Consider the following 15,751-nt stretch of genomic DNA (forward strand, 5'->3'; position numbering starts at 1 on the left):
CCGCCACCACCGACCGTGGCGGACAGAAAAGGATAGAACAATGGCGAGAAAAAAGACCCTGCTGGCCGTGGTCGCCGATGAGACCGGCGAGGTTTTCGAACACCCCGATCTGCTCATGGCGGGCATGAATGGCATGACCCCCCGCCTGCCGCGCGAGGACGAACTTATCCCCCTGCCCGAAGGCAGCCGGCTCTTCACCATCCCCGGCACCCCGCCCATGGGCTTCGACCGCAAATCAGGCCAGCTGCGCACCGTCGATACCCTGCCACGCAGTTGGGGCGGCGGCCCCATGCAGGCCGTTTCGGTCTTCATGTCCCCCGCCTTCACCCGCACCCTGCTGCCCGCCGCCGATTACCGGCGCAAGGCGGTGCAACTGCCCCTGTGGGCTTACACGGCGGTGGGCTGGTGCGTCGAGGAAGAACGCTTTTACGTGGCGGCGGTGCGCGTCGATCGCAACAATCAGTGGGATCCCCAGCACTTCGACGACCGCCAGCTCGACCCCCTCGTGCGGGCCACCCTGCGCCAATACCCCGACAACCGCCTCTACGAGCAGCTCTCGCGCTGCGCCGTCGATTACCACTGCTTCGCCGCCAAAAACCTCTTCTTCGCCCGCTGGGAAGCGCCCCTGCCGACCTCGCCCACCTGCAACTCCCGCTGCCTCGGCTGCATCTCCCTGCAAGAGGCCCCCGAGTGCTGCCCCTCCAGCCAGGAGCGCCTCACCTTCGTCCCCACGGTGCAGGAACTCTGCGAGGTCGCCGTCCCCCATCTGCAGCAGGCCGAAAACGCCATCGTCTCCTTCGGCCAGGGCTGCGAGGGCGATCCCATCCTGCAGGCCGATACCATCTGCGAGGCCGTGCGCGAGATGCGCCGCCAGACCCCACGCGGCACCATCAATTTCAACTCCAACGCCTCCATCCCCGCCGCCATCGACCGCCTGGCCGAAGCCGGCGTCGACTCAGTGCGCATTTCCCTCAATTCCGTGCAGGAATCCTTCTACAACGCCTACTACCGCCCCCGCGGCTACCGCTTTGCCGACGTCATCGAGTCGGTGCACCGCGCCAAACAAGCCGGCATGTTCACCATGCTCAACTACCTCGTCTATCCCGGCCTCACCGACCGCCCCGACGAAGTCGAAGCCCTGCTCTCCCTCATCGAGTCCGCCGGCGTCGACCTTATCCAGATGCGCAACCTCAGCATCGATCCCACCATGTACTGGGATGCCATGGGCGTTTCCGGCGAAGGCATGGGGATGAAAAAGATGCTCGACACGGTCAAGGAAAAAGTCCCCCGCATTCAATACGGCTACTTTAACCGCACCCGCGAGATGTTTTACCCCGCTGGATACGAGACCGACTGGCCGTTGCCGGCTTGAGGGAGGGCGCCGAGGTTGGCGGTAAAAATGGCGACACCTCAGGAATTTCCTGACTTTTCTTTATTTTTAATTTCGGTAGGATAGGTGAGATTAAAAAGCGTGGGGATGAGAGTCTTCTTTTAGCGGGCTTGGTCTTGGCAGGCATTAAGAAAACGGGGGAGTGTCCCTAGTTTTTCCCCTAGTTTTTCCCATGGCGTTAGGTTAACCAGTCCTCCAAGCCATTTATCACATAAGGAGAAACAGTATGAAGAAAGTATTGAAGTCGATCGGCATTTTGTTTTTTGGCCTCGTTGTCCTCGGAGCCGCACCTACATGGGCGGATGGTCTAACTGGGCCTCAGAAAAATGCCGTCAGATCTGCGAAACAATACATCAGCATCATGGGCTTCTCACGGGCAGGACTTATTCAGCAGCTCTCATCCGATGCTGGTGATGGTTATAACGTTACAGATGCTACCGTAGCAGTGGATACCCTGAACATTGATTGGAATGAGCAGGCTGTAAGATCTGCGCAAAACTACCTCAGCATGATGGGCTTCTCGTGCAAAGGTCTTGTTGAACAACTTTCATCTAACGCTGGAGACAAATATACCATGAGCCAGGCAACCTACGGGGCACGCCAGGCGGGTGCTTGCGAATGAGCCAAGGGTATGGCGGGAGATTCAAATAAGAAATAGGGGAGTGTCCCTAATTCTTCTAGGGGAGTGTCCCTAATTCTTCTAGGGGAGTGTCCCTAATTCTTCCGAATTCTTTGTAAGGAGCAATCTTGGATTGGTCAACTATTATTACTATTATTTTAGGCAGTAGCCTGCTTGGTGCCATTTTAACCAACATTTCTGGTTGGCTGGTGAAGCGAAGAGAAAGGTCAAACCATGCTACATTTGTCGCACTAAATCTGGCTCACTTGTTTGAGAAATATGCATATTCATGTTTATCGGCCACAGAAGACCATGACACCGCCGAAAGCTCTGGTGGTTATGCTGGGGATTACATCCAAAAGATTCTAGAGTTGCCTGAGTTGCCGGACTACGACTACCGCGTCTTTGACTTGCCCATTCTCGATAAAGTATTCGATTTTCCACAGCAGATCGGTTTTGCGGCAAAAAATCTTTCATTCGCATTTGAGGTATTAGACGGCGAAGATGCAGTCAGGGAGGGCTATAAGAGTTGCCTACAACTTGCGAGAGAGGCATTAGTAATCGCTGATGCGATAAGGGGTAAATACAGTCTAGAGAAAAGGCAGCTCAAGTTTGGGGAGTATTCTGTTCGCGAGAGACTTCGAGAGAAACTCTCTAAGTTGAAAGTAGATTGACATGAAGTGCTTGAGGCCCAACCAAGGGCTTCAGCGGATTTGCTACGCGCTGAGCCCAAACGTTAAGCACTAAGGGGAAATATGTACGAGTTTGATGGAAAGTTGCTCTTAGAGCTGAAAAGAAGAATTGTTGAGGACTTTTCCCATAGCGATTGGGAAGAGCTTGGATTGCTTACAAATTGCAATGATTTGATTGATGACCATGATCGCCTAAAGAGAAGTTTGTATTTTGGTGATGAGGACTATACAGGTAATGTAATAACAGTTCTTAAGCAAATGGTTTATAGAGATCCAGGTGTTCTAAAGATTGTTGAAGATTACCTTAATGAAAAATATCCTGATGACACAGTAACCTATATATCAGCAAAGCCATCTGAAAGAAAAATCACATTTGCTCCTACGGTTTTTGAGATTCCAGATGGTTATCCAGAAGATGATTTAATTGCGGTTATGATGCCCTTCTCTGCTGGATTTTCTCCAGTCTATGGTGCGATTAAGCAGGCTTGTAGTGCATCTGGGTTTAGATGTTTGAGAGCTGATGACATATGGGAGGAAAGTACGATCATACAAGATATTTTCAGCCTTATTTATCGGGCAAAGTCTGTTGTCGTTGATTTCTCCGGGAAAAATCCAAACGTAATGTATGAAACAGGTATTGCCCATACTCTTGGCAAAGTCGTTATTCCCATTACCCAAAATGTATCTGATATACCATCTGACATGGGACATCATAGGGCACTATACTACCTGCACAACAACGAAGGGTTAGCCGATTTAGAGAATAAATTAGCGGCCAAACTTCGGAGCATCCGTGCTTAACAAGCCCATTCAGTCTGGGATAATTAGGATTCATCCCCCAGGTTTTATCTTTTTTTCTTGGACTGCCCCGGCTTCCCAGGGGCGCTAAGAGCGCTAAAGAGAGAAACTAGGCGAAACTAGCAAAACTAAGGACACTCCCCGCTTTTTACTTCGATTGACCGGCAGTGGTTAGCCGACGGACCAGACGTTGGAGTGGACGAAAGCATCCTGGGTGCTAACCGAACCCGCTTCTCAGCATGACTGAACTGCAGTGCCAGTAGGAAGGGTCACTGCTGGTTTAAATATTTTATCTCGATGTGTACCGTACCGGCGCGTGGTCGCCGCTCAACTCATACCGTTGAACGTGAGGAGAAAATGAGATTTTCTCAAAGGCAAGGTATTACTCCGAAAAACAAGTTGGTCCAGAAGGAAGCAATTGATGACGATCTGAGAAATGGCCTATGGAGCCTAATTAAAATTTATTATTGGGACAGATACGATCGCGACCGTCATAGTATGTATGGAAGGTGTGACTATGTCGATGGCAGCAATATGGAACACTTATTTTTCTCGTTTTACTTTCACTATTTCAAAATGCCGACCGACACGATACATAAATATTTTTACGATGCTCTAGACTCTCTTCGAAAATATTATTTTGCCGCACAATGGTATGAAATTTTTGATTTAATTGAATTCATAGCTGAATACGGCTTTGAAGATTCAAAGGAAAGTTTTCAAAAAGCTTGTAACACTGTACTTGAAAGAGAAAATTCTGCGTACAGGTTCGTTAATGGGGTAATAACAGAAATCACATCAGACCAAGAGATACAAGCAGTAGAAGAGGCTATTGATAACGCAAAGAGCTTTAAGGGTGTAAAAAAGCATTTGGAAACCGCCCTAGGGCTTCTTGCAAATAAGCAAAATCCTGACTACAGAAACTCAATTAAGGAATCAATTTCAGCAGTTGAATCTCTGGTCAAAAATATTAGTACAGATGATAAGGCAACGCTTGGAAACGCGTTGAAGCAGCTTCAGGATAGCAGAGGTCTTCACCCAGCTCTTAAAAACGCATTCTCCTCTCTTTATGGGTATACAAGTGATGCTCAAGGGATAAGGCATGCCTTAATGGAAGAATCAACGCTGACCAAAGCTGACGCAAGGTTCATGCTAGTGAGCTGTTCAGCTTTTATAAATTACATTATTGATTTGCTATCTTCAAATTAAAACATTTAACCATTTAATTCAGCGGCCGGCGATACAGCAGTGGTGCTCGAAAAATTTCTACTAAGCATATGACCGCTATGCCGCCGCTGAGAAATTAGGGACAATCCCCATATTATCGCTTGGGGGCGGTTAGAGCACATGCTCTTGAGGTACACAAAAAGGGTCAGGCCTGACAAATGGGTTTATTCGCCTAGAAACTGCGGGCTACCCCGCAAAAATCAAACAGAATAAAAAAATGGGGGAGTGTCCCTAATTTTTCCTAATTTTTCCGAGGTTGGCGGTAACGATGGCGACACCTCAGGAATTTCCTGACTTTCCTTTATTTTCATTTGCGGTGGGATGGGTGAGATTAAAAAGCGTAGGGAGGAAGGTCTTCTTTTGGTGGGCTTGGTCTTGGCAGGCATTAAGAAAAAGGGGGAGTGTCCCTAATTTTTCCTTTTGCAAGGGCTCTTCAGAGTGCTCCCTGCCACATAGAATCACGCGCGTTCCTTTGTGCCGCCCCAATCAATACAACGGTGTCCATCTGTTCTGCCGATGGCCTAAGTTAGTTGCTGGATCAGGGAAGGGGCAGAATCCGGCGCTTGCCCTTTGAACCATCGCGCAAAGTATATGGGAGCGAGCGGAGCTCCAATCAATACAACCGGTTGATCGTGGGGTGGCTGACTATCCGACCTAGTTGCGGGTTTTCTCCCAAGAAGTCTTCGGTTCATTTCGGCCGATCGGCTCAGTCTGCTCCGCCCCTCCACTTCTGGCGCTCTTGCGCAGGAAAAGCTCCTGGTCAAAAACGATAAGAGGGGGCATGTCGCAACTATTGACAGGTTTGGTTGGAGGCAAACAAAAAAGTGCCAAGTAGGGTCCTGACCCCATTTACGTATGGTACGGCCACTTCAACCGCACCCGTGAGTTTTTTACCCAGCTGGCTACGAGACTGACTGGCCGCTGACGGCCTAAATAACCAAACAAAAAAAGATATTTTGTTGCAAACCCCAGGGAAAAAAGATACACAAGAAAAAGAGAAACAAGAAGGAGGTACATCATGGGATACACGGACGGCAATGACAGCGTTGTAAACTGGAGCGACATAAATCGAGCCGGGGAACTTGGCTGGGCGAAAGGTAAGGCCCGGAGAGCCGAGAGGGAGGCTTTGGAGGCCCAAAGAGAGGCTGAAGAAGCGCAAGGCGTAGCACAGTCCTGGCGGAAGTCTGCACACACCCTTCGTCGGAAATTCGTTGAACTCAGCAAGAACGCACACCTGACGGCGCAGAACAGGGAGGCTTGGAAAAGGACGGCGGAGCAACTCTGGACGCTTGCCTATCCGAACAAAACAAAGGAAGAGATTCTCTTTTTGGCAAAAGCCCACCTGGAGAGGGTCAAGGCGGAGATGCCCTATGACGGCGTTGAGCTTTCTTATTGGAAAACCTGGTAAGAGAATTGCCCAAACCACAAAAAAAACCCCGCAATAAATGTGCGGGGTTTTTTTTGTTAGAAAACGCGGGTTATCGCGGTTATTCCAAGTCCTGTCCATTATTTGTCGTACTCAATTCCACGTCTTCTTGGCTCGGCTCATCTCCACCGCCTCCTGCACCACCGCCACCCTGCTTTTTACCACCAATGGCCTTTTTTGCACTAGTGGCCGCTTCCGCTGTAGCACCCTCAACCTTACCACCAGCGGCCAGGGCGATGCCACGGACCCTGCTCTCGTCGGCGCCCACACCGAGATCGTCGTGCATCTGGCCGATCCAGCGAATGACCTTCTCAGGCAGGTGGGTTGTCAACCCAAAGATCTTGTGGGCAAACACAACGACCGTGCCACCCAGGATGGCGATTTGGGCAATCATAGTGATGATGCCGGTCACATTGCCTGCAGTCACGGATTCATAGTAAACCACAAAGCAATAGCCAATAAACTTGCCAACCCCGGCCATGATAACCATAGAGCAGAACAGACCGGCAACCATGAGGGGCGGCCGCGCCAGAATGCCAAACAGGAGCATGTAGCCCTGCCTGCCATATTGCCCGGCCATACCATCCCCCTCGGGGATCATGTGCGCTATACAGCCCACAAGGGGAGCCAACGAGTTAGTCCTATATTGAGTCAAAGTCCTTTTACCCATCAGTTTTCTGCCAGACTTCATGTCCGGCTCGTTTCAGAACTTTTTTAGCAAAGTCGAGCCAATCCGCGGTGACGGGATTCTCCCCCCCGCCCGACGTTATGACTTTTAGCACAGCATAGTCGAGTGCATCACTGAGGTCTTTGACGAGGGATGACTGGAGAATCCTTTTATCCTGGTGTGCGGAAGGAATGACCTCTGATTTGAAAACGCGGGTCCGCGCCAAGCTCAAGCGACCCTGGTTCCATAAAACCGTGACTGTTCCTTCGCCCTCAAAACCTAGAAATTGTGCAGCAAAACGCTGGTCGGGGTTAGAGGAATCTTCAAAATAGACAGAGTCACCTTCGGCCACCTCCCCCTTGCAGATAGGCTTTTTATCAGCATTAAACTCAAAAATGGGAAGCCCGCAGTCGCGACATCCAATCACCATCAAAGGCCCAAGCAGGCTATCATGATGGCTCAAGTGAATGGCGTGACCAAGGTGTGCCTTTAGTTTTTCGAAGATGACATTTTCATGGTGATATGCTGACATAATGGTGTGATATCCCGTGATAAAAGTTTAAGAAGTGTTAGCGGACTCGAAAGAGCGGACAGAAATGAATGGCGCTAGTTTAAGGGCGGTCTCTTCCCAAGGGAAAAACGCCTAAAATATATGCTATAAATGGCATAATGTAAACACGCATGCGAACACATACACAAAAAGGGTCAGGCCTGGCAAATGGGTTTATTAGCCTTGGAACTGCGGGCTACCCCACAAAAAAGTAAACAGAATAAGAAAACGGGGGAGTGTCCCTAGTTTTCATCAACAATACCAGAAACCCCATCATGTCCTTCTTTTTAGCCCACGGTGCGGGTGGTGCACTTACGAGTAGAATCTACCCAGAATAAGAAAAAAGTAGCACAAAAAGGGTCAGGCCTGACAAATGGGTTTATTCGCCTTGGAACTGGGGGCTACCCCGCAAAGAATCAAACAGAATATGAAATCGGGGGGGCGTGTCACCTTCCGCAGCGACATGTTGATCGACTCGATGGCGTTGGTCGTGTAGATCACCTTCCAGTCGGTGGCCACGGCCTTGGGCCTGGATAAATTTAAAAATCTTGCCCTCTCTGTCATTACGTAAAAAGTCAGCTATAATCATACAATACCTATTCATTAGCTCATTCTAGATAGTGTACGCCATGGGTCACCATGGGGCGAGTCCAACCCAAGCTACTGAGGGGGCGGTCATGAATGTCTGGTTCTATCTGAAGCTTTATCTGCTTACGGTCCCAGTCTTTTTCGCCATCGATCTTCTCTGGCTGGGCGTCATCGCCCGGGATCTCTACCAGAAAAACCTGGCCCATCTCCTGAGTCCCGCCGTCAACTGGCCGGCGGCTTTCATCTTCTACTTCATGTACATCGCCGGCATCCTGATCTTCGCCGTTCGTCCCGCCCTGGCCGATCACTCCCTCGCTAAAGCGGCCATTTGGGGGGCTCTCTTCGGGTTTTTCACCTACGCCACCTATGACCTGACCAACTTGGCCACCCTGCGGGAGTGGCCCCTGAAGATTGTCATCATCGATATTGCCTGGGGGACTGTCCTCTGCACCCTCGTCGCCTGCGGCAGCTTTCTTATCGGGCGCTGGCTGAGCTAAGCCCGCCGTCGGAATTCGCCATGAACGTCTTTATCCTCGCCGCCCTCGTTCTGTTGGTCTTCATGACTTCCGTCTTCCTGCTGGCCCTGTACCTCCGGGACAACAGCATCGTGGACATCGTCTACGGTCTCGCTTTTATCCTGGTCGGCGGTTCGGCTTACCTGGCTGCCGACAGCGGTCATCCCCGGCAGCTTCTCGCCCTTGGGCTGGTTTCCGTCTGGGGAGTGCGCCTGGCGGTTCACATTTTCCTGCGCAAGCGGGGGGAGGAGGGGGAGGACTCCCGCTACCGCCAATGGCGGGAGGAGTGGGGTTCGACCTTCGTCTGGCGCAGTTACCTTCAGATTTTCCTTCTGCAGGGAACGGTCGTCTTTCTGGTGGCCCTTCCCGTGCTGCTGCTCATGGTGGCGCCCGGAGGAGACTTGACCCTCCTCGATCTGGCGGGTGTTCTGGTTTGGACCTTCGGTTTCGGGTATGAGGCGGTAGGGGACTGGCAGCTCCTGCGGTTCAAGAGGGATCCGGTCAATCGTGGAAAAATTATGCAGACGGGTCTCTGGCGGACGACCCGCCACCCCAACTACTTCGGGGAGGCCACCCTGTGGTGGGGGATCTTTCTCATCGCCCTCGGCTCCCCTGTTGGGTGGGCCGCCGTCGTCAGCCCCCTTCTGATCGATTTTCTTCTGCTCAAAGTCTCGGGCATCCCCATGCTGGAGGCCAAGTACGAGGGGAATCCCCATTTTGAATCCTACAAGGAGCGCACCAACGCCTTTTTCCCGTGGTTTCCACGAGAGGGGAGGTCGGGGCGATGACCCAGGACCACGCCCGTCCGGGCCAGCGGATCGCCGTCATCGGGGGAGGGGTGGCCGGCATTGTCGCCGCCCACCTCCTGCAGGAGCGGCACGAGGTCACCCTGTTCGAGAAGAACGACTATCTCGGCGGCCATACCCATACCATCGAGATCAAGGAGGGCCCCGATGCCGGCGCGGCTGTCGATACCGGTTTCATCGTTCTAAACGACCGGACCTATCCTCTCTTTCAGACCTTTCTGAAACGGCTGGGGGTGGCCACCCGGGATTCGGAAATGTCCTTCGGCTTTCAGTGCCACCAGAGCGGGCTGGTTTACGCTGGTACCAACCTCAACGGCCTCTTTGCCCAGAGACGGAACCTCTTCAGCCCCACTTTCTTCCGTTTCCTGCAGGAAATCGGCCGATTCAACCGACAGGCCAGCCTCGACCTGGAGGGGGGGACGGTCCACACGGTTACCCTCCGGGAGTACCTGGCCCACTGGGGGTACTCCCGGTTCCTGGTCGACAACTACCTGGTGCCGATGGCTGCAGCCATCTGGTCCACGCCGGCCGTGCAGATCGGCGATTTTCCTGCGGTATCTTTCCTGAATTTCTTCCGCAACCACGGGCTGCTGTCCTTCCGCAACCGCCCCATCTGGAAAACGGTAGTGGGGGGGAGCCATGCCTATGTCAAGGCCTTCTCCGGTAAGTTCCGGGGGCAGCTTCACCTCCGGAGCTCCGTCCGGGCGATCGAACGCCGGCCCGAGGGGGTCCAGGTGACCCTTGCGGACGGCGAGGTCCTCTCCTTCGATCACGTCGTCCTCGCCGCCCACGCCGACCAGAACCTGGCGATGCTCAAGGACCCGAGCCTTCTGGAAACCCGGCTCCTGTCTCCCTGGCGCTACCAGAAAAACCACACGGTCCTGCATACGGATTCGAGCCTGCTTCCCCGGCGCCGATCCGCCTGGGCTGCCTGGAACTTCACCCGGGAGCGGGAGACGGAGCAGGACCGCCCGGTCTTCGTGACCTACTACATGAACCGCCTGCAGGGTTTGCGCACTTCCAGGGACTACTGCGTGACCCTGAACCGTCGGGATCCCTTCGATCCGGCTACCGTCATTGCCGAGATGGACTACCACCATCCCCTCTACGATTTTGACGCTATGGCCACCCAGAGGGAGCTGCCGGACCTCAACGGGAAGCAGAGGACCTTTTTCTGCGGCAGCTACTTCGGATACGGATTCCATGAGGACGCCGTCCGGTCCGGAGTGGCGGTGGCCAAGTCTTTCGGGATATCCCTGTGAATTCCCGAATCTATCAGGGGGAGGTCAGTCATGCCCGTCTGGAACCGGTGCGCCACCAGTTCCGGTATCCGGTCTATTTCTATGCCTTCGATCTGGACGAGCTTCCCGGACTTGCCAAGGAGAATCCCCTCTTCGGGTACAACCGGCTGCGGCCCGTGGCCGTCCACGACCGGGACTACCTGACCCCTGGGGAGGAACCGATCCGGACCAAGCTGGCCAACCTCCTCCGGCAGCTGGGGCAGGGTATGGAGCTGGGTCGGGTGGTGCTGGTCACCGCCGCCCGGTATTTCAATTATGTTTTCAACCCTGCCAGCTTCTTCTACTGTCACGACCCCGAGGGGCGTCTTGCCTGCGTGCTGGTCCAGGTCAACAATACTTTCGGTGAGATGCACCTCTACCTCCTTGCCGGGGAGACCGTTCTGCAGTCCGGGGTCCAGAAGGTTTTCCACGTTTCCCCCTTTTTTCCGAGGCGGGGCCGTTACGAGTTCCACCTGACGCCTCCGGGGGAGAACATCGATAACACGATCCGCTACTTCCAGGACGACAGACTCTCTCTGGTGGCCCGGATCCAAGGCCAGGCCAGACCCCTGACCCCCGGGAGCCTGGCCCGAACGGTGGCGAGCCATCCGCTGTGCGCCAGCCTGACCATGCCCCGCATCCTCTGGCAGGCGGCGAGACTTTATTGGCAAAGGAGACTTCCCGTGTATCACAAGCCCGTTCCCGAAAGCGCCCTGACCATCCGTCCCGTTCCGGCCGGCCTCCTCGACCGTCTCGGCGAAAAAATGGTTCTTCGGTTCCTTTCCCGTCTACCCCAAGGACGGCTGCTCCTCACCACTCCAGACCGACGGGAGTTCCGGTTCGGCTCGGGGGAAGACACTCCCCTCCGGATGCAGATCCGCGAGCCCCGCTTCTTCCGCCGCGTGATGCTCCATGGCGACGTGGGATTTGGGGAATCGTACACCGACGGCGACTGGACCACACCGGATTTGCCGGAGGTCCTCACGCTGCTTGCCGCCAATGAGGAGGCAATGGACGACCGCAGCCTCGCCACGGCAGCGGCGGGGCGACTGGTCAACTATGTCCGCCACCTGCGGCGTCCCAACACCGTCCGGGGCAGCTCCCGCAACATCCGGGAACACTACGACCTGAGCAACGATTTCTTCTCCATCCTCCTGGATCCCACCATGACCTACTCCTGCGGAATCTTCGAGCAGGAGACCGATTCCCTCGAACAGTCCCAGAAAAACAAGCTGCGAACCATGATCCGCAAGGCCGGGATCACAGCGGCGGACCACGTCCTCGAGATCGGCTGCGGGTGGGGGGGCTTCGCCCTCGAAGCGGTGCGTCAGACGGGCTGCCGGGTCACCGGAATCACCGTTTCCCGGGAGCAGCTCGATTTCGCCCTGCAGCGGGTGCGGGAGGCGGGCCTGGAGGATCGCATCGATCTGCGGCTCTGCGACTACCGCCACATCGAGGGGACATACTCAAAAATCGTCTCCATCGAAATGCTGGAGGCCGTGGGCCATGCCGGGCTGGGCCCTTTCTTTGCTGCCTGCGACCGGGCCCTGGCCCCCGGCGGCCGTGCGGCTATCCAGGTCATCACTATCGCCGACCGGAAATACGAGACCTACCGCACCAGTTCCGACTGGATCCGCAAGCATATCTTTCCCGGGGGGCATGTCCCCTCCCCAGGGGCCATTTCCGCAGCGGTGAGAAACCATTCCTCCCTGGCCATCGAAGAGGTCGAAAACTACGGTCGCCACTACGCCCGAACCCTGGATATCTGGCGCAGGACCCTCCTGAAGCGTCAGGGGGAGATCCATGCCCTCGGTTTCGACGACTCTTTCGTCCGTAAGTGGGACTATTACTTTGCCTACTGTCAGGCTGGTTTCACCGCTGGACTCATCGACCTGGCCCAGTTCGTCCTCAACAAACCGAATCGCGGCTGACCCCGGAGGAACCATGACACCCCTGGCAAGCAAGGTGCTGAATTTTTTCCTTTACCAGACCGGCTGGTTTTTCTGCGTCCTGGGAGCCGCCTGGGGCTACCCGATAACGGGGGCTCTTCTCTCGCTCCTCCTTATTGTCGTGCACCTGCTCCTTGCCGGGAACCGGCGAAACGAGATCCTGCTTTTGGGAAGCGCCTGTCTTCTCGGGGTGACCATCGACAGTCTCCAGCAGGGCCTGGGACTGTTCACCTTCCGGAGCGACCCCGGGTGGCCCCTATGGATTCCCCTGTGGGTCTTTGTTATCTGGGCCCAGTTCGCGACCCTCTTCCATTACGCTCTGCGCTGGATGGCCGGCCGGTATGTGCTCGCGGCTCTCCTTGGCGGCGTGGGGGGGCCGCTGGCCTATGGGGCAGGCATGCGCCTTGGCGCCGCCTCTCTCGGCGACCTTCCCGTTCTGACCTTCCTCAGCCTTGCCCTGGTGTGGGCTTCCGTGACTCCAGCCCTACTGTGGCTCAGTGAACGTTTCGGGGAGGCCACGGGGAGCTACCGGGGCATGGGGAAAAGAGCTTGATTTCTGGAGAGGGGGGATAATTATGGCGAATAGACATTACGGGAGGAATGTCCTGGCGGCAGCCTTGGCCATGATTCTCTTCACCAGCGCCGGGCATGCCGCAGAAATCCATGGAGTTCAGTTCCCGGACCAGGTCCATGTTAATGGCAGAGTGCTCACGATTAAGGGGACGGCCATCCTCAAGTGGGCTGGTCTCTTCAGCGTGTACGTCGGGGCCTTCTATCTCCCCGCAGAGGTTCCGGCGGACCGATGGAGGGATGATGTGGCGAAAAAGCTCGAGCTGAGCTATTTCCGGGAAATCGAAGGCGAGGACTTCGGCAAGGCATCGGACAAGCTTCTGAGGGAAAACCACTCCGAGAAGGACTACCAGATCCTCGAGTCCCGCCTGAACCTCCTCTACCGCCTTTTTCAGGACGTCAGGGCGGGGGACCGCTACGGCCTGGCCTACTCCCCGGGCGGGGGGACGGAACTGCGTCTCAACGGCCAGATCCTCGGGACCATCCCCGGTGCCGACTTCGCCGTGGCCTATTTCGGCATCTGGCTGGGGGACAATCCCATCAGCGAGGATTTCCGCGACAACCTGCTGGGCCGGTAAACCACCGAGGAGAAAAACATGAAGAGCTTGAGTTCGATCCTGTGCGCCGCCTTTCTGCTGATTTTCCTTCTGCCAGGGTGCGCCTCCGTCACCGTCAGCGACTACGAGGGGCGGACCCCTGAACTGGTTCTCGAGACTTTCTTCGACGGGCCTCTCACTGCCCATGGGGTGGTGAAGAATCGCTCCGGCAAGGTCATCCGGTATTTCACTGCCGAGATCCGGGCCTGGTGGGACGGCCCCGTGGGAACCCTGGACGAGACCTTCGTCTTCGATGACGGGGAAGTCCAGCGCCGGCTCTGGAAACTGACCCGGGAGGGGAAAGGCCGGTACACCGGCACTGCCAATGACGTGGTCGGCACCGCTCGGGGGGAGGTGGCTGGAAACAGCTTTTTCATGGAATATGTGCTGGAAGTCCCCTACAGGGGAAAAAGCCTGGAGGTGACCATCGATGACCGGATGTACCTGGTGAGCCCTGGAGTCCTGGTCAATGAATCCGAGATGCGCAAGTTCGGTATTCGGGTGGGGGAAATCCTCCTGGTGATTCTTAAGTAGAAGGGTCGGATGGCCGGAGATCGCAAAAAATTAAAGACGTCCCTTCAAATCCTGTACCTCCTCGGTTGGGTAGGACTAAGCGTCGCGGCGGCCCTGGTCGGGTTTGCCTCCTGAGAAATAAAGGACACTTCCCAGATTTCCGGCTGGCGCACGCAGAGCAAGGTTATGCTCTGCAAAGAGATAGCGCAAGTTCGCGGGATTCACTACACCACGGTCCGCAAGGTGTTCAACGGGAATAAGAACTGATACTTCAAGACCTGACCTATTTGCTTTTGCTTGGCTACCCTTAAATGGTTGATGACATAGCGCTCATGCGGCGTAAAATGCTGCTAGGACATGATGGGTTCCTTTCCGGTGTATTGGTTGCTCGCACTTCCAACAATACCAGAAACCCCATCATGTCCTGCTTTTTAGCCCGCGGTGCGGGTGGTGCACTTACGAGGTGAATCTACCTACAAGGAAACAGGATTCAAAATGCGAGCACATTACTTACAGCATGTACCGTTTGAGGGCTTGGGCAGTATTGAATCCTGGCTACAAAACGCGGGTTATGAAATATCAAGCACCCAATTTTTCAGCTCGGAAGTTTTGCCTGATGTTGAAGATATTGATTTCCTCGTAGTCATGGGTGGCCCGATGAGCGCTACCGATGAAACAGAATATCCTTGGCTCATAAATGAAAAAAAGGTCATCAGAAGGGCTATTGAAGCGGGAAAACCCGTACTGGGCATTTGTTTAGGTGCCCAACTGATGGCAAACGCCATGGGAGGCAAGGTCTTCAAAAATCCAGTGAAAGAAATTGGCTGGTTCCCCGTTTCAGCAGTTGAATCAGAAAACACTTCCGCTTTTCAGTTCCCACAAGAAATTGCAGTGTTTCACTGGCATGGTGAAACCTTCAGTCTGCCAAAAGGTGCTGTTCAAATAGCAGAAAGTAAAGGCTGTAAAAATCAAGCCTTCCAGATTGGAAGCAATGCTATCGGGATGCAGTTCCACCTGGAAACTACGCCCCTATCTGCACGGGCAATTGTCGAAAATTGCCGAAATGAACTCGTTGAAGACGAATATATTCAATCAGAAGCGGAAATTTTGTCCGCGCCCCAGGAGCGCTATGCATTAATAAACAGCTTAATGGACAGAGTTCTGGAGTATTTACACGCGAAGGTGGGCAAGAGGGGTCAGGTCTGAAATGTCTTGACTTATAGTCGGCCTTTTAATGGGTGACCCCAGGGCACCGTACTTCCCGTTCCATTGGTCATGGTTGGCTTTAAAGATGGTCGGAGAGTTCATCCACTTTACGCTGCGCTTCCTTTTCGCTTAAGTTGTATTTCTCCTGAAGCTTTCCGACGAGCCGTTCGCGCTGACCATCGATAAAGTCGATATCATTACCACTGAGCTCCCCCCATAGTCCTTTGAGCAGTCCTCTCAGCTGATGCCACCGGGCTTTGAATTCCTTGTTATCCATGGTTTCCCTCATTCCTCTCGAAAATTGGTCATGCCAAGTTCTCTTCCTATTTCATTCTATCGGATAGTTCGGGGAAGCCAAT

Annotated in this window: 17 protein-coding genes; 14 read left to right on the forward strand and 3 right to left on the reverse strand. The window is 54.3% G+C overall.

Annotation, left to right across the window (positions count from 1 at the left end):
• Positions 1-40: 40 nt before the first annotated feature.
• The 6 genes from AOP6_RS05435 to AOP6_RS05460 all read left to right on the forward strand — a co-directional run bounded on the left by AOP6_RS05435 (position 41) and on the right by AOP6_RS05460 (position 6,134).
• On the forward strand, positions 41-1,372 hold the full coding sequence (locus tag AOP6_RS05435) for a radical SAM protein (protein WP_155875591.1): 1,332 nt from the start codon (positions 41-43) through the stop codon (positions 1,370-1,372).
• Positions 1,373-1,616: 244 nt separating this feature from the next.
• Positions 1,617-2,012, forward strand: a complete 396-nt coding sequence (locus tag AOP6_RS05440) for an Ltp family lipoprotein (RefSeq protein WP_155875592.1) — start codon at positions 1,617-1,619, stop codon at positions 2,010-2,012.
• A gap of 125 nt (positions 2,013-2,137) precedes the next feature.
• Positions 2,138-2,683, forward strand: a complete 546-nt coding sequence (locus AOP6_RS05445; RefSeq protein WP_155875593.1) for a hypothetical protein — start codon at positions 2,138-2,140, stop codon at positions 2,681-2,683.
• An 81-nt stretch (positions 2,684-2,764) separates the two neighbouring features.
• A complete protein-coding gene (locus AOP6_RS05450) occupies positions 2,765-3,502 on the forward strand; it encodes a hypothetical protein (RefSeq protein ID WP_155875594.1) in 738 nt (245 codons plus the stop codon).
• 354 nt (positions 3,503-3,856) lie between these two features.
• Positions 3,857-4,708, forward strand: a complete 852-nt coding sequence (locus AOP6_RS05455) for a hypothetical protein (protein WP_155875595.1) — start codon at positions 3,857-3,859, stop codon at positions 4,706-4,708.
• Between the two features lie 1,036 nt (positions 4,709-5,744).
• Entirely contained in the window at positions 5,745-6,134 is a 390-nt protein-coding gene (locus AOP6_RS05460) for a hypothetical protein (RefSeq protein WP_155875596.1), read from the forward strand.
• A gap of 79 nt (positions 6,135-6,213) precedes the next feature.
• On the opposite strand, the gene AOP6_RS05465 is transcribed toward AOP6_RS05460, so the two are convergent.
• A complete protein-coding gene (locus AOP6_RS05465) occupies positions 6,214-6,783 on the reverse strand; it encodes a DotA/TraY family protein (protein ID WP_213194772.1) in 570 nt (189 codons plus the stop codon).
• 31 nt (positions 6,784-6,814) lie between these two features.
• Positions 6,815-7,351, reverse strand: a complete 537-nt coding sequence (locus AOP6_RS05470) for a hypothetical protein (RefSeq protein WP_155875598.1) — start codon at positions 7,349-7,351, stop codon at positions 6,815-6,817.
• 695 nt (positions 7,352-8,046) lie between these two features.
• Between AOP6_RS05470 and AOP6_RS05475 the strand changes: the two genes are divergently transcribed.
• From AOP6_RS05475 to AOP6_RS05510, 8 genes are all read left to right on the forward strand, one after another.
• Positions 8,047-8,454, forward strand: coding sequence for a DUF2177 family protein (locus AOP6_RS05475; protein ID WP_155875599.1), 408 nt, complete (start codon positions 8,047-8,049; stop codon positions 8,452-8,454).
• Between the two features lie 20 nt (positions 8,455-8,474).
• Entirely contained in the window at positions 8,475-9,260 is a 786-nt protein-coding gene (locus tag AOP6_RS05480; RefSeq protein WP_155875600.1) for a DUF1295 domain-containing protein, read from the forward strand.
• On the forward strand, positions 9,257-10,540 hold the full coding sequence (locus AOP6_RS05485) for an FAD-dependent oxidoreductase (protein ID WP_155875601.1): 1,284 nt from the start codon (positions 9,257-9,259) through the stop codon (positions 10,538-10,540). Before AOP6_RS05480 ends, AOP6_RS05485 begins: the two co-directional genes overlap by 4 nt.
• Positions 10,537-12,489 carry a DUF1365 family protein gene (locus tag AOP6_RS05490; RefSeq protein WP_155875602.1) on the forward strand — a complete coding sequence of 651 codons (1,953 nt, stop codon included), beginning with the start codon at positions 10,537-10,539 and terminating at the stop codon, positions 12,487-12,489. Before AOP6_RS05485 ends, AOP6_RS05490 begins: the two co-directional genes overlap by 4 nt.
• 13 nt (positions 12,490-12,502) lie before the next feature.
• The gene (locus AOP6_RS05495) at positions 12,503-13,060 is read left to right on the forward strand and encodes a DUF2878 domain-containing protein (RefSeq protein WP_213194773.1); all 558 of its coding nucleotides are present in this window, start codon (positions 12,503-12,505) and stop codon (positions 13,058-13,060) included.
• A gap of 22 nt (positions 13,061-13,082) precedes the next feature.
• Entirely contained in the window at positions 13,083-13,655 is a 573-nt protein-coding gene (locus AOP6_RS05500; RefSeq protein ID WP_155875604.1) for a chalcone isomerase family protein, read from the forward strand.
• 18 nt (positions 13,656-13,673) lie between these two features.
• Positions 13,674-14,207 carry a DUF3833 domain-containing protein gene (locus tag AOP6_RS05505; RefSeq protein ID WP_155875605.1) on the forward strand — a complete coding sequence of 178 codons (534 nt, stop codon included), beginning with the start codon at positions 13,674-13,676 and terminating at the stop codon, positions 14,205-14,207.
• Positions 14,208-14,681: 474 nt separating this feature from the next.
• A complete protein-coding gene (locus AOP6_RS05510; protein ID WP_155875606.1) occupies positions 14,682-15,392 on the forward strand; it encodes a type 1 glutamine amidotransferase in 711 nt (236 codons plus the stop codon).
• 79 nt (positions 15,393-15,471) lie between these two features.
• On the opposite strand, the gene AOP6_RS05515 is transcribed toward AOP6_RS05510, so the two are convergent.
• Entirely contained in the window at positions 15,472-15,669 is a 198-nt protein-coding gene (locus tag AOP6_RS05515) for a CsbD family protein (protein WP_155875607.1), read from the reverse strand.
• Positions 15,670-15,751: the final 82 nt, after the last annotated feature.

This window comes from Desulfuromonas sp. AOP6 (assembly GCF_009731355.2).
Taxonomy (GTDB): domain Bacteria; phylum Desulfobacterota; class Desulfuromonadia; order Desulfuromonadales; family SZUA-540; genus SZUA-540.